The organism is Roseitalea sp. (assembly GCF_984466335.1).
Genome location: NZ_CFIFWG010000076.1, coordinates 1 through 14003, shown reverse-complemented (window position 1 = coordinate 14003; position 14003 = coordinate 1). Strand labels below are relative to the sequence as shown.

General features: G+C 66.2%; 16 protein-coding genes and 1 pseudogene. 5 read left to right on the top strand and 12 right to left on the bottom strand.

Annotation, left to right across the window (positions count from 1 at the left end; all coding sequences use genetic code 11):
- Positions 1-141: 141 nt before the first annotated feature.
- Positions 142-888 (bottom strand): annotated as a pseudogene (locus tag AC5E6L_RS08695) (pyridoxal-phosphate dependent enzyme); the annotation flags it as partial.
- Between the two features lie 132 nt (positions 889-1020).
- On the opposite strand from AC5E6L_RS08695, the gene AC5E6L_RS08690 reads away from it, so the two are divergent.
- Positions 1021-2463 (top strand): TrkH family potassium uptake protein, encoded by a 1443-nt coding sequence (locus AC5E6L_RS08690; protein ID WP_491772657.1) that lies wholly within the window; start codon positions 1021-1023, stop codon positions 2461-2463.
- A gap of 9 nt (positions 2464-2472) precedes the next feature.
- On the opposite strand, the gene AC5E6L_RS08685 is transcribed toward AC5E6L_RS08690, so the two are convergent.
- Positions 2473-3318 (bottom strand): protein-L-isoaspartate O-methyltransferase family protein, encoded by an 846-nt coding sequence (locus AC5E6L_RS08685; protein ID WP_491228582.1) that lies wholly within the window; start codon positions 3316-3318, stop codon positions 2473-2475.
- 85 nt (positions 3319-3403) lie between these two features.
- Between AC5E6L_RS08685 and AC5E6L_RS08680 the strand changes: the two genes are divergently transcribed.
- The gene (locus tag AC5E6L_RS08680; RefSeq protein ID WP_491228581.1) at positions 3404-3718 is read left to right on the top strand and encodes a type II toxin-antitoxin system ParD family antitoxin; all 315 of its coding nucleotides are present in this window, start codon (positions 3404-3406) and stop codon (positions 3716-3718) included.
- Positions 3715-4017, top strand: a complete 303-nt coding sequence (locus AC5E6L_RS08675) for a type II toxin-antitoxin system RelE/ParE family toxin (RefSeq protein ID WP_491772654.1) — start codon at positions 3715-3717, stop codon at positions 4015-4017. The genes AC5E6L_RS08680 and AC5E6L_RS08675 overlap by 4 nt, the downstream gene beginning before the upstream one ends.
- Positions 4018-4020: 3 nt before the next feature.
- Here AC5E6L_RS08675 and ade read toward each other — a convergent pair whose 3' ends face one another.
- Both ade and hppD read right to left on the bottom strand, forming a co-directional pair.
- Positions 4021-5829, bottom strand: a complete 1809-nt coding sequence (gene ade / locus AC5E6L_RS08670) for an adenine deaminase (RefSeq protein ID WP_491772652.1) — start codon at positions 5827-5829, stop codon at positions 4021-4023.
- A gap of 367 nt (positions 5830-6196) precedes the next feature.
- Positions 6197-7321, bottom strand: coding sequence for a 4-hydroxyphenylpyruvate dioxygenase (gene hppD, locus AC5E6L_RS08665; protein ID WP_491772650.1), 1125 nt, complete (start codon positions 7319-7321; stop codon positions 6197-6199).
- Positions 7322-7439: 118 nt separating this feature from the next.
- Here hppD and AC5E6L_RS08660 point away from each other — a divergent pair, with 118 nt between their 5' ends.
- Positions 7440-7910, top strand: coding sequence for an Lrp/AsnC family transcriptional regulator (locus AC5E6L_RS08660; RefSeq protein WP_491229388.1), 471 nt, complete (start codon positions 7440-7442; stop codon positions 7908-7910).
- Positions 7911-7975: 65 nt separating this feature from the next.
- Positions 7976-8404 carry a hypothetical protein gene (locus tag AC5E6L_RS08655; RefSeq protein WP_491229387.1) on the top strand — a complete coding sequence of 143 codons (429 nt, stop codon included), beginning with the start codon at positions 7976-7978 and terminating at the stop codon, positions 8402-8404.
- On the opposite strand, the gene AC5E6L_RS08650 is transcribed toward AC5E6L_RS08655, so the two are convergent.
- The 8 genes from AC5E6L_RS08650 to flgD all read right to left on the bottom strand — a co-directional run bounded on the left by AC5E6L_RS08650 (position 8405) and on the right by flgD (position 13801).
- The gene (locus AC5E6L_RS08650; protein WP_491229386.1) at positions 8405-8881 is read right to left on the bottom strand and encodes a hypothetical protein; all 477 of its coding nucleotides are present in this window, start codon (positions 8879-8881) and stop codon (positions 8405-8407) included.
- The gene (locus AC5E6L_RS08645) at positions 8878-9294 is read right to left on the bottom strand and encodes a hypothetical protein (protein WP_491229385.1); all 417 of its coding nucleotides are present in this window, start codon (positions 9292-9294) and stop codon (positions 8878-8880) included. The genes AC5E6L_RS08650 and AC5E6L_RS08645 overlap by 4 nt, the downstream gene beginning before the upstream one ends.
- Positions 9291-9677: a hypothetical protein gene (locus AC5E6L_RS08640; protein ID WP_491772646.1), complete on the bottom strand. Its 387-nt coding sequence runs from the start codon at positions 9675-9677 to the stop codon at positions 9291-9293. Before AC5E6L_RS08640 ends, AC5E6L_RS08645 begins: the two co-directional genes overlap by 4 nt.
- 8 nt (positions 9678-9685) lie before the next feature.
- On the bottom strand, positions 9686-10099 hold the full coding sequence (locus AC5E6L_RS08635; RefSeq protein WP_491229383.1) for a hypothetical protein: 414 nt from the start codon (positions 10097-10099) through the stop codon (positions 9686-9688).
- Positions 10100-10843 carry a flagellar biosynthetic protein FliR gene (locus AC5E6L_RS08630; protein ID WP_491772644.1) on the bottom strand — a complete coding sequence of 248 codons (744 nt, stop codon included), beginning with the start codon at positions 10841-10843 and terminating at the stop codon, positions 10100-10102.
- A gap of 4 nt (positions 10844-10847) precedes the next feature.
- The gene (gene flhA, locus AC5E6L_RS08625; RefSeq protein WP_491772642.1) at positions 10848-12992 is read right to left on the bottom strand and encodes a flagellar biosynthesis protein FlhA; all 2145 of its coding nucleotides are present in this window, start codon (positions 12990-12992) and stop codon (positions 10848-10850) included.
- Positions 12993-13108: 116 nt separating this feature from the next.
- Entirely contained in the window at positions 13109-13375 is a 267-nt protein-coding gene (locus tag AC5E6L_RS08620; protein WP_491229380.1) for a flagellar biosynthetic protein FliQ, read from the bottom strand.
- A gap of 27 nt (positions 13376-13402) precedes the next feature.
- The gene (gene flgD / locus AC5E6L_RS08615; RefSeq protein WP_491229379.1) at positions 13403-13801 is read right to left on the bottom strand and encodes a flagellar hook assembly protein FlgD; all 399 of its coding nucleotides are present in this window, start codon (positions 13799-13801) and stop codon (positions 13403-13405) included.
- Between the last annotated feature and the right edge of the window lie 202 nt (positions 13802-14003).

Below are 14003 nucleotides of genomic sequence, written 5' to 3'. Positions count from 1 at the left end.
ATGCCATTTCTTTCCAGGATGATCATGGACAACATCGACCTTATCAACAAGGCTTTAACTGGCGAAATGGTAATCCCGCAATTCGAAGTCTTCTGTGGACATATAGAAGAGATCTACGAGAACTGCGAGGTGATCAGCCGCGCCGATCTCGGCGACGGCGGCCCCGTCGACGAAATTGTCGATCCGCGGCAGCCGCACCCGCTCGCCCGCTTCCAGCGCGCGCTTCAGGCTCGGCGCCCCGGCAGGCTCGACCAGCATCATCTTCGGCGACAGGCCGAGCGCCTCGAACAGGAGCGTCATGCCGCTGGTCAGTCCGCCCCCGCCCACGGCGACGTGCAGACGGTCCATCGCGACCCCGCAGGGCAACTGCTCGGCGATCTCCAGCGCCACGGTCGCCTGGCCCTCGATGATGTCGGGATCGTCGAAGGGCGGAACCATGACCGCGCCTTCGCGCGCGGCGAAATCCAGCGCTGCCCGGTTGCAGGCATCGAAGATGTCGCCAACCAGTTCGATGGCGACCGCATCGCCTCCGAAGGCACGGGTCTTGTCGATCTTCTGGCGCGGAGTGGTCACCGGCATGAAGACGGTGCCGGTCACGCCGAAATGGCGGCACGCATAGGCGAACCCTTGCGCGTGATTGCCGGCGGACGCGCAGGCGAAGCGCGATTGCCGGCCGGCGCCGATGCGCTTGCGCATGAAGTTGAACGCGCCGCGAATCTTGTAGGAGCGCACGGGCGACAGGTCCTCGCGCTTGAGGAACACGCGCGCGCCGCAGCGCTGCGACAAAAAGACGTTCTCCTGCAAGGGCGTCGGCGGAACGAGCCCGTCCATCGCCTTGCGCGCGGCGCGCACGCCGCTTTCGAACCGGGCCGGATCGGATATGTCCATGGCGCTGATCTCCGTGCCGCGCCGCCGAAAGTCTTTGGCATCGGCGCGGGGCACCGTGTATACGCGCTCAACCCCGTTTGCCAATGGCGGGACAGGTCGAACCCGGGAGCCGCAGCCCCAATGAATGCCAACATGCTGCGCAGCGCGGTGCATGTGAGCGCGATCTTCGCCTTCTATCTGGCGACCATGATGCTGATCCCGGGCCTTGTCGACCTCTACTACGACAATGAGGACTGGAAGGTGTTCGCCTCCTCGGCCGCGATGATCGGCGGCCTGTCGGCGCTGATCGCGGTCGCGACCCGCTCCGGCCCGCCGGTGGTGTCGACACGCTTCACCTTCCTTGTCGTCAACATGCTGTGGCTGACCTTTTCGGCCACCGCCGCCGTGCCCTTTTTGTTCTCGACCATCGAAATGAGCCGCGCGGATGCCTTCTTCGAGGCCGTGTCCGGGGCCACCGCCTCGGGCTCGACCGTGCTGAGCGGGCTCGACACGATGCCGCCGGGCATTCTCTTGTGGCGCTCCATGCTGCAATGGATCGGCGGGCTGGGCGTGATCGTCTTGGGCCTGTTCATCCTGCCCTTCCTGAAGATCGGCGGGGCCAGCTTCTTCAAGATCGAATCGTCCGACCGCTACGACCGGCCGTTCGCGCGCTTTTCGACCTATGCCTATTCGGTCGTCGGCATCTATGCGGCCCTGACCCTTGTGTGCGCGTCCCTTTACGCCTGGTCCGGCATGAGCGGGTTCGACGCGATCAACCACGCCATGACGACCATGGCCTCGGGCGGCTTCTCCACCCACGACCGCTCCTTCGCCTTCTTCACCAGCCCATGGACGCACTGGGTGGCGATCGTCTTCATGATCATCGCCGCCCTGCCGTTCACGGCGCTGATCCTGCTCGCCCTGAGGGCGCGCTTCGACGCCTTCCGCGACAATCAGGTGCTGGTGTTCCTCGGCTACACGCTGTTCCTGGCGATTCTTCTGTCGATGCAGCTCGACCTGTCGGGAACCATCGAATTCCGCGAGGGCTTCACCAAGGCGGTCTTCACCGTGGTGTCGATCGTGACCACCACCGGCTACGCCGTCGACAACTATATGGAGTGGAACGCGTTCACCGTGGCCCTGATCCTGGTGGCGACGGTGCTGGGCGGGTGCGCGGGCTCGACCACGGGCGGCATCAAGGCGACGCGCTGGATCGTCCTTTACGGCATCATCAAGCGCTCGCTGGAGACCTTCATCTATCCGCACGCGATCCGCACGGTGCGCTCGGGCGCGATCTCGGTGACCGACCAGCAGCAATATGTGACGATGATGTATTTCGGCACGTTCTTCCTGCTCGCCGGCATCGGCACGGTGCTGGTGGCGATGACCGGAGCGGACCTGACGACGGCGCTTTCCGGCTCGCTGACGGCGCTGTCCAACGTCGGCCCCGGCCTTGGCGACGTGATCGGTCCGGCGGGCAATTTCGGCGCGCTCGAAGACAGCGCCAAATGGATCCTGGCCTGCGGCATGCTGCTGGGCCGGCTGGAACTGTTCACGGTCCTCGTGCTGCTGTCGCCGGCCTTCTGGCGGGACTGACCGGCCGGATCATTCCGGCGCCGGATCGGACGAGAACCAGACATCCTCATAGACCGCGACCGCGCTGCCGTCCGGGGCGCGATCGGCCCGTTTCCAGATCGACCGGACCGAGCCGGCGCCCTGGCCGTCGGGCCGCTTGACGGCCTCGATCCCGCTGCACGCGCCGACGCAGGCGATGAACCAGGACGGCATCAGCGGCTTGATCGCCCACCCCCCCTTGCGCCGCCGGACGCGGATCGTCAGGGCGATATCGTCCGACGGCCGCCAGGGAAAGATCATCCGCCCGCCGGGCGCCAGCGCGTCGAGCCAGGCAACCGGCGGCGCGGCCACCGCGGCGCTGACATAGACGATATCGGCCTTCGGCAGCGGCGTCCGGGTGGCATCGGCCGCGACCAGATCGATCCCCTCATAGGGCGCCAGCGCGGTATCGGCCATGGCGACCAGGCGGGACTCGACCTCATAGGCGCGAACCCTGCCGCCGGGCGCGACGAGAACGGACAGGATCGCCGAATAGTAGCCGGTGCCCGCGCCGATATGGCAGACCGTTTCGCCGGGCCTGGGTTCGACGGCGTTCATCCAGGCGGCATGGAGGGACGGCTCGCCATTGTTGACCGTCCTGGCCGGATCGAGGGCGATCACCGTGTCGGCATAGACATAGACGGGATCGGCGCTCGGCGTGCGCAGATACCGCATGCGCGCCATGACATGCCAAGGGCCAGGCGGCAGGAACGCCTCGCGCGGCACGAGCGCGAAGGCGCGCTCGATGCGCGGATCGGAGCAGCCGGCCTTCTGCGCCACAAGGGCGGCATAAAAGCCGCGCACCTCGTCAAGATCGGTCCGCCGGTCCATGATCATCGCTTAAAGAACATCCTGTCCATCGCCTCGATATGCGCTGCCCCGGCCGCCGGCCATAAACCCGCTTGAAGCGGTGGCGTCGACCATGGTAGGAATTATGCATACCGACCCGGTGAACGCCATGCCGCAAACCGAAAAAAGAACCGTCAGCCTGCCGTCGGCCCAGTCTGACTATATCGACCGCCTTGTCCAATCGGGCCAGTACGCGTCCGCGAGCGAGGTCGTGCGCGCCGGACTGCGGGCGCTGCGCGCGCGTGACGAGGCCATCGAGCAATGGCTCAGGGACGAGGTCGTCCCCACATACGAGGCCGTCAAGGCGGACCCGTCGCAGCTTCTGGATGGCGCGGCGGTGTTCGATGCCATTGAGCGCCGCCACCGCGACCGGTTTTCCGAGGAATGAAAGAACGCCGGGTGCAATTCACCCCTAAAGCCGATGCCGAACTGAACGCTATCTACGAACGGGTTCTGGCGGCGGCAGGGCCGAATATAGCCATCGCATATATCCGGCGTTTGCGCGCATTCTGTTTCAGTTTCGATCTCGCCGCCGAGCGCGGCGCCCTGCGCGACGATCTGTTGCCTGGCCTTCGGATCGTCGGGTTCGAGCGCCGGGTCGGCATCGCCTTCACGGTCGACGACGAGACCGTGACCTTCCTGGGCTTCTTTTACGGCGGACAGGACTGGGAACGCGCATTCGAGTGACCCTCAAACGAACACATCCACCTTCTCGAACGTGCGCACGTCCACCAGCCCGACATCGGAGATGCGCAGTTCGGGAATGACGATCAATGCCAGCAGCGAATGCTGCATATAGGCGTTGTTGAGCGTGCAGCCCATTTGCCGCATCGCCGCGCCCAGCGCGTCGGCCCTGGCCGCGACGGTCTCGGCGCGCGCGTCGCTCATGAGCCCCGCGATCGGCAGTTCGACCAGCGCCAGAACCTCGCCCTTCGAGACCATGACCACGCCGCCGCCCACCTCGCCGAGCAGATTGGCCGCTTTGGCCATGTCGTCACGGTCGGTGCCGACGACGACCATGTGATGGCTGTCATGGGCGACGGTCGAGGCCATGGCGCAATCCTCGGTGTAGCCGAAGCCGGAAACGAAACCGTTCGTCACCGCGCCGGTGCCCCTGTGGCGCTCGACGAGCGCGATCTGGCAGACATCGTTCGCCCGGTCCATCCGCGCCACGCCGCCCTCCACCTTGAGCGTGGCCTCAAGCGCGCGCGTCGGCGCCTGGTTCTCGATGACGCCGATCACGCGCACATCGACCCTGCCCTCATTGACCGGCGCCTCGATCAGGAAATCGGCGGCCGTCAATCGCTTGCCGAGCCGGACGGTGTTCCGGGCGTCGGCCGGATAGCGGTAGGGCGCGATCTCGCCGATCAGCGCGCCCGTGTCGGCCATCTTCACGCCGCGCGCCCAGACCTGATCGATCGTCAGTTCGGCGAGGTCGGAGACAAGCAGAAAATCGGCGCGGCGACCGGGCGCGATCGAGCCCAGTTCGCGTTCGAGCCGGAAGTGCTGGGCCGTGTTCAGCGTCGCCATCTGGATCGCGGTGACCGGGGCAAGCCCCCGGGCGACGGCGTGGCGGACCACGCGGTCCATATGCCCCTCGCGCACCAGCGTGCCCGAATGGCAGTCATCGGTGCACAGGATGAAGTTGCGCGGATCGAGCCCGTGCTCGGTCACCGCCTTGATCTGCTCGGCGACGTCGTACCAGGCCGAGCCGAGCCGCAGCATCGCCTTCATGCCCTGCCGGACGCGGGCGACGGCGTCCTCGGCGCGCGTGCCCTCGTGATCGTCCTGGGGGCCGCCGGCGACATAGCCGTGGAAGGGGATGCCAAGATCGGGCGAGGCATAGTGCCCGCCCACGGTCTTGCCGGCGGCCACGGTCGCCGCGATCGCGCCGACCATGGTCTGGTCGTTGGCGGCGACGCCGGGAAAGTTCATCACCTCGCCAAGGCCGACAATGTTCGGCCAGCTCATGGCTTGTGCGATTTCCTGGGGCCCGAGCGAGGCGCCCGCATGTTCGAGCCCCGGCGCCGACGGCACGCAGGACGGCATCTGCACGAACACGTTGATGGGCATTTCGAGCGCCTCGTCATGCATCATGCGCACGCCGTCCAGGCCCAGCACGTTGGCGATCTCATGCGGGTCGATGAACATGGAGGTGGTGCCGTGCGGGATCACGGCGCGGGCGAATTCGCTCACCGTGACCATGCCGCTTTCGACATGCATGTGGCCGTCGCACAGCCCCGGCACGAGATAGCGCCCGCCCGCCTCGACGATTTCGGTCCCCTCGCCGACACAGTGGCCGGCGTCCGGACCGCACCAGGCAAAGCGGCCGTCGATGACGGCCAGATCGGTGCCGTCGATCACCTCGCCCGAATGCACGTTCACCCAGCGGCCGCCCCGGACCACCAGATCGGCGGGCTTGCGGCCCATGGCGACATTGACGAGATCGCGCGCGCTTTCGGCCCATGGCCTGAGCCCGTCGCCGGTTCCGAAGGTCATCCTCGCCCCCTTGCAAACACGCCCCACTGTGTCACGGCACGGACATGCCGCAAAGCGCTCCCCGGCACGTCAGCCTCCCGTAATTTCGGGGTGCCGCGGTTAAGACGCAGGTCACCGGTTGCGGCCTATCCCAGACACGCAAACAGCACCGGGCTGTCGGCTCGCGCCCCAGGGGGCGGGCCGGCCGGCAAGCGGCGCGACACCGGGATCATGTCCTGCGTACCCGGTGCGCGCCGCCGGCCCCGTGCCTTGCGGAACGCGCCCAGCTTGATTCGCAAAAGCGGATCATTCGATGCGGGCGCCGACACGTTCCCTTACGTGCGATGCGGGGGATGGTCGCACCTCACGATGAGGGTGGCACAGTCGGCTACTGCGCCGCTTCGACCGAAAGCTCCCCGGTTGCGATCTGCTCGGCCTCGATCGATTCGAACAGGGCGCGGAAATTGCCCTCGCCGAAGCCCTCGTCACCCTTGCGCTGGATGAACTCGAAGAAGATCGGCCCGACCACGGTCTTGGAGAAGATCTGGAGCAGGACCCTGGTCATCCGGTCGCCGTTGGCGTCGTCGAACACCCCTTCCCCGTCGATCAGGATGCCGTGCTTCCTCATGCGCTCGATCGGCTCCTGATGGCCGTTCACGCGGCCTTGCGACATCTCGTAATAGACGTCCGGCGGGCCGGGCATGAATTTGAGGCCGTTGTCGGCGAGCCGGTCGGTGGCGTCGTAGATCGCCTCGGTGCCGACCGCGATGTGCTGGATGCCCTCGCCCCGATACTTCTTCAGATAGCTTTCGATCTGGCTGTTGTCGTCGGTCGATTCGTTCAGCGGAATGCGGATCTTCCCGCATGGCGAGGTGATCGCGCGGCTGATCAGGCCGGTCATCTTGCCCTCTATGTCGAAGAAGTGGATCTGGCTGAAGCCGAACAGGTCGCGATAGAAGGCCCACCACTTGTCCATGTTGCCGCGATAGACATTGTGGGTCAGGTGGTCGAGATAGTAAAAACCGATGCCCACGGGCTTGGGGTCGCGCTCGCCCAGCCATTGGAACCGTGCGTCATAGGCCGAGCCGGCCTCGCCGTACCGGTCGACGAAATAGATGAGCGAACCGCCGATGCCCACGATGGCCGGCACGTCGAGCGCCCGGTCGTCATGCATGTAGGGCTCGGCGCCAAGGCGCACCGCGTGCTCGAACGCGTGCTCGGCGTCGGCCACGCGCCAAGCCATGGACGCGGCGCACGGGCCGTGCCCGTCCGCAAAGCGCATCGCGTGGCTGCCGGGCTCGGCATTGACGATGTAGTTGATGTCGCCCTGGCGCCAGACCGTGACGGCCTTCGTGCCGTGCCGGGCGACCGGCCTGTAGCCCATCATGGCGAACAGGTCTTCGAGCCTTCCGGGCTCGGGATGGGCGAATTCGACGAACTCGAGCCCATCGGTGCCGGCCGGATTGGCATCCGTGATCTGCGCGCGCGGCGCATCGTGCGGAAACGGTCCCATGGCGCTCTCCCAATGCGTGTTCTTGACCATGATAGCGCGGCTGCCGCGCACGATGCTTGCAAAGCGAGCGTTTATTGGCGATTTTTCGCACGATCCGTGTATCCGTAAGGCAAGCGATATGACCGAAGCCACCATCGACAGGTTCGACCGCACGATTCTCGCGGCGCTGCAACGCGACGGACGGCTCACCAACAACGAGCTTTCGGAGATCGTCGGCCTGTCGCCCTCGCAGTGCTCGCGCCGCCGCACGCGGCTGGAGGAGGCCGGCCTGATCGCCGGCTACCACGCATGGATCGACCGTGAGCGGGCCGGCTTTTCGCTGGTGTCGATCATCTCGGTGACGCTGGCGACCCACACCGAGGGCAATGCGGAGCGCTTTGCCCGGCTGGTCCGCGCCGCGCCGAACATTCTGGAGGCGCACGCGCTGACCGGCGAGATGGACTATTCGATCAAGGTCGTCACCGGGGACCTGAACGCCTTGTCCGACTTCATCAACGGCACGCTGCTCGCCCACGAGGCGGTGCAGCACGTCAAGACCGCGATCGTGCTCGACACGATCAAGGAGACGGCGGCGCTGCCGCTCGACTGAAGATGGCCGGCCTCGCGCAAGGCCGCGCGGCGATCATGCGGTCAGATGATCCTGCGGAGCGCGCCATGAACCCTGTCAGCACGATCGGAACCGCACTGGGCGTCGCGCTGGTTGCGATGGCTGGCGCCTATGTGGGCGCCTTCTCCGAACGGCTGTTCGGCGAAGGCGGCGCACCGATGCCCATCGTCAGCCTCAGCCAGGCGGTGCCGCTGTCCGCCGTCTCGGTGCCGATCTATCAGGGCGGCGGCCGGATCGGCTATTGCGTCGTCGAGGCGTCCGCCACGCTGCCGGGCGGATATTCGGACGAGGAGTTCCATCTCGCCGTGTCGGCGGTCGCAGATGCGATGATCCGCGCGCTTTCGGTGGGCACGAGCCCGCAAGACGCCCAAGAGCGGTGCGCGGCGCAGAAAGGCGCGCTCGTCGCCGGGCACACCATCGTCGAAACGGCGTTCTTCCGCATCGGGCCCGGCCGGCCGGGCAGTGTCAAGAGGTGATCACCGGTCGAAGGAGATGACGGGCTGGCGGATTTCCGGCGCCTTCAGATAGTCGAGCTGGCGGACGGCGAGCGCGGTGACGACCGGCGCGCCGGCCGCTTCATTGATCGACGCCTTCAACCCTTCGGCGATCGCGTTCATGTCCAGCGGCCCGTCAAGCCAGAACGTGCCGGACGCATTGCCGTAGAAGAAGCCGTTGACCGCGTGACCGATCAGCGTCTCCAGCGGCAGATTGCGCCCGGCCCGGATTGCGGTGTCGTACGAGACGACGTAGCGGCCGATGATGTAGCCGTGGATGCTGGTGCCGGTGACCAGGGGGGTCGCCGTCAGTTCGGTGCGCAGGATACCGCCGGCCGCCTGCGCATCATGGCCGGCCTCGCCGTCGCCGGCCGCATCGAGGGCCATCATCGTGCCGCCATAGAGCCCGCCCAGCGAGGCGCCGACGGCCAGCAGGACCGCAAAGCCCTGGCCGATCACAGATAGGCCGCCGGCTTGCCGTAGGCGGGATTGCCGTAGGTGCCGTCGGACGGCACGGCACCGGAAATCTGCTCGACCACGCCGATCGCATCGCCGACGGCCATGATATGGGCCTGCAAAAGCGTTTCGCTGGCCGCCAGCGCGTCCCGCAACCGTTTGAGCGCGACACGCGCATGCGGGTCGGCAAGGACCGACCTCTCGTTCCGGATGGCCAGTTCGAGTTCGTAAAGCGCCCTGTTCTTTGCGTCCACGAAACCCGAAAGGTCGGCGGCCGGGTTGCCGCGGATGGCGGCGCATTCGCCGTCGACGATGCCGGTCAGCCGAGCCACCAGGCGCAGGACGGTGTCATGGACAGCAGCGTCATGGACAGCGGTGTCGTGGGCGGCGCCGGCGGCCGCGTAGGCATGGGTCATGTATCGTCTCCGGAGCCGTAATGGCGGTCGAGCCGCGATGCGATGCCCAGGTCGAGCCCGTCGGACAGGCGGGCCGCGAACTGCTCGGCCATGAAGGATGCGTAATGGTCGCTGCCGAGCTCCTTGCCGAAGAGGCCGCCCTCTTCCGAGGACAGCATCGACTGAAGCATCTGCTGAACGAGCAAGGTCTCAAGCTGCTTCCAACCCGGACTTTCGGCCGGTTGCGCGCGGGCGGCGTTGCCGGCCGGAAATCCGGCTTCCATCCGCCCCGCCGCCTCGGTGAACGCCTCGCCGGCCACCGGCGTCGGCATGGATGGGCGGGAGGCGGGCTTCGCAACGGCCGCGGCATCGCCGGCGGGCATTTTAAGGGCGTTGATTTCCATGGCCGCGATTATGGCGCGCCAGGCTTGCGGGAACCTTGATTCGGCCGTGCACACTGCCGATCGAAGAGTTCGCCGAATTGTCTTTCCTGCGCGGCCCGCTCCTCGGCCCTCACCGCCTCGGCATGAGCGCGCCGCAGCGGGTGGCACCGCGCCGCCTCGCCGGCAAGGCGCTGGCGCGCCGCTTCCCGCGCGCGGCCCAGAGAGACCTTCTCGGCCGCCAGCGTGCGCTGCCGCTCGATGGCGAGGTCGAGCAGCGGCAGGGCGTGGGCGTCGGACCGCTCGGACCAGCGTTCGAGCGCGTCGATCTCGGCCTGCTTGTCCTCGGCGGCAGCGCAAACGGCGCGATGGTCGAGCCGCGCAAGATCGGCGATGGCCTGCTGGACCCGGATCAGCCGCCCTATGGCGCTTGCGCTGCGCTTCATTCAAAACCCCCGGTAAAGACCTTCAAGATTGCCGCCGAACACATTCATGATGAACGGCAAATTGAAATAGAGCATGGCCAGCGCACCGAGCAGCATGGCCGGCAGGGCCACGAAATAGATCGGAATCTGCACGGCCAGCTTGTTGAGCGCGCCGACAAGCATGTTGGCGATGATCGCAAAGCCGATGAAGGGGCTGCCCAGACGCAGGGCGATCGCGAAGGTGACCGCGAGCGTGTCGACCAGATTCTCCAGCAGCACGGCCGGATCGGGAAAACCGCCGACGGGAAAGGCATCGTAGGACGAAAGCGCCGCGCGCAGCACGATATGGTGGAAATCGGCGGCGAACAGGATCATCAGCGCGGTGAACGAGACGATGGTCGTCAGCGCCGCCTGCGGCTCCTGGCCCTCGATGTTCGGCCCCAGCATACCGCCATAGCCGACAGACATGGCGACGGCGGCCATGACGAATTCGAGCGCGAGCAGATAGACGCGCACGATCAGGCCGATGGCACCGCCGATCAGAAGCTCGGCGACGATCGCGCTGGCCAGCCCGCCCGCATCGGCGGCATCGATCCGGCCGAGCAGATCGCTCGCCATCAGCGGAAAGAGCGCCATCGTCAGCGCGACGGCCGCAAGCAGACGGACGCGCACGGCGACGCGCGCGCTGGAGAAACCTGGAATCACCATCAGAGCCGCGCCGATGCGGCAGAAAAGGAGAAAGCCCGCCGTCAGGTAAGCTTCCATCAGGTCACGACAGCGTACCGACGATGCGGATCTCGATGCCCTTGCCGATCTCAAGGTGCGACATGACCGAAACGTCCGGGTGCATGCGCTCGACGATCATGCGGACATAGGGCCGCGCCTCCGGCGTCGTGACGACGGCGATCCGGTCGTGCTTGGCCTTCTGGGCGGCGATCTCCTTGCCGACCTCGGCGCCGAACGCCTCAAGCTGGCGCGGATCGATGTCGAACTGCGTGACGTCGCCCGTGGTTCCGTCACGCTTGAGCGCTTCGCGGAAGGCCAGTTCCCACCGGCTGCCGAGCCGGACAATGTGCAGCGCGCCGTCGATCGTCAGATCGCCGCACAATTGCTGCGCCATGCGGGCGCGGACATGTTCGACGATCGTTTCGGACTTGCGCGTGGTGGGCGCGATCTCGGCCACCGCCTCGATGATCAGCGGCAGGTTACGGATCGACACGCGCTCGGCGAGCAGAAGCTTGAGCACCGCCTGCAACCCCGGATAGGTGGCGTGCGTGGTGCAGATCTCGTCGGCGAGCTTGCGGTATTCGGGCTCCATGTCGTTGATCAGCGTCTTCATCGCCTTGTAGGAGAAGAGCTGCGGCAGGTTGTTGCGCACGACTTCGCTCAAATGGGTCAGGATCACGCTGACATTGTCGGCCGTTGCGATGTTCATGCGCCGCAGATCGTCGCGGAAGGTCTCCATGACCGAAAGCGCCTCGCCGCCGAAGGCCGGCTCGCGCACCACCGTGTGCGGAATGCCGACGATCTGGGCAGGATCGGCGAAGGCCAACAGTTCGCCGACGCGCAATTCATGCTCGACCACGGTCGTGCCGTAGATCTTGATGCGGTAGGCCTTGGGCGAGATGTCGTGCTCGTCGACAAGCTGCACGTCCGGCACGACGAAGCCGTATTCGGAGGCGAAGCGCTTGCGCATCTGCTTCATGCGATGCCCCATGTCCTGGCGCTTGGGCAGAAGCTGGGTGGCAAGCTGCTTGCCCAGCGAAAGTTGGATTTCGGGGACGGCCAGCGAATTCTTGACCGAGTCCCGGCTTTCGCGCTGCCTGGCTTCTTCCTCTTCGGTCAGCGCCTGCTGTTTCTTTTCCTCCTCGGCGAGGTGCATCAGCGGCCGGATATAGGCGATGGCGGCCATGCCGGCGGCCAGCAGCAGGAAGGGCACCGCGGGAAGGCCGGGCATCAGGCCCAGGATCGCGAGCAGGCCGGCGGCGACGAACAGGGCCCGCGGATAGTTGCCCAGCTGGTCGAACACGATCTTGTCCGCCGAGCCCTGGTTGCCGCCCTTGGAGACAAGAAGCCCGGCGGCGAGCGAAACGATGAGCGCGGGGATCTGGCTGACCAGGCCGTCGCCGACCGAAAGCTTGGTGAACACGTCGGCCGCCTCGCCCATCGACATGCCGTGGCGGGTGACGCCGATGACGATGCCGCCGATGATGTTGATGGCGGTGATCAGAAGGCCGGCGATCGCATCGCCGCGCACGAATTTGGAGGCGCCATCCATCGAGCCGTAAAAGGAGCTTTCCTCTTCCAGCTCCTTGCGGCGCCGGCGCGCCTCGGCCTCGTCGATCACGCCGGCGGAAAGATCGGCGTCGATCGACATCTGCTTGCCGGGGATGGCGTCGAGCGTGAAGCGCGCGCCGACCTCGGCGATGCGGGTCGAACCCTTGGTGATGACGACGAAGTTGACGACGACCAGAATCAGGAAGACGATCAGGCCGATGACGAAGTCGCCGCTCATGACGAAGGAGGAAAAGCCGGCGATCACATGGCCGGCCGCGTCCACCCCGCCATGGCCGTCCGACAGGATGGCGCGCGTGGTCGCAATGTTCAGCGACAGGCGCAGCATGGTGGAAACCAGAAGGATCGTGGGAAAGGACGAAAAATCGAGCGGCCGCGGAATCCACAGCGCGACCATCAGGATGAGGACCGAAAAAGCGAGCGAAACCGCCAGTCCGACATCGATCAGGAAGACCGGGACGGGCAGGAACAAAAGCGACAGCACCATGATGATGCCGACCGCGAAGATGACGTCGTTGCCGTGCGAGGACGGCGCCTGCGCCGGGATCTGAACGTTCGCCAATGCCCTCTCCCCAGGCCCTGGTGTCCCTGATCCGAGGTTCGCTTCGTTACGCAGCATGCTCCGTACGAACTTCAAATCCACCACACTAGAGCGGCTTGTCTTCAGCTAGACGGCGCCACCTTGGCGGGCGGGGCTTGCACGGGGCTGGCGGCGGCGAGGGAATGGCCGGGCCGTCAGAACCCGGTTTCGATGCGGGCGTAGAGCACGTCGGTCATCCGCCCGATCTGGGAGCCCATGAAGGCGGCCGAAAAGGAGATCGTGACCAGGATCACCACGATCTTCGGGATGAAGGTCAGCGTGATCTCCTGCACCTGGGTCAGCGCCTGGAACAGGGCGATCGCGACGCCGACGAACATCGCCGCGAACACCGAGGGGCCGGAGGCGACCAGCGTCGTCCAGATCGCGAGCTGGACGATCTCGATGACGTCGGCCTCAGCCATCGGCCCGTTCCGGACGCGGCGCCACGGTCAGCTTACGGTCATGCCGGCGCCGACAGGCAGCTCGGCGCCATTGTCGAGCACGGCGATGGCGCCGTCCGAAAGGATGCGCACCTCGGTGACGGTGCCCGACGTCAGCCCGTCGGCGGACGTCACGATGCGGCCGATCAGCGAGCCGGCCTGCTGGATCGACGACATCTGGATGAGATAGTCCAGCTTGTCGTTGAGCCGGGTGGACTGCTCGACATTGGAGAAGGAGGCAAGCTGGGCGATGTACTCGGTGTCGCTGATCGGCGCCGTCGGATCCTGGTTCTGCATCTGGGCGACGAGAAGCTTGAGGAAAGCGTCATAGTCGACCGTCTGCGGGCCGCCGGTCCGGGACGCGGCGCCCGTGCCCTGCACGCCCGCAATGGCGCCAATATCGGTCATGGTGTCACCTGCCTTTGATTCCGCTGAATATCCCTAAGCGGCCGCAGTATCGCAGCCCTCGCCTTCGCCATGCGCAGGCTTGAGGATGCCGTCCTCGATCTCGAACAGGCCGCGCAGGGCCTTGAGCGCCTCGAACGGCCGGTCCCCGGCGATCATCACGTCGATGTCCTTGAGCCCCTGCAGGATCCGGCGGTTCTCGAAC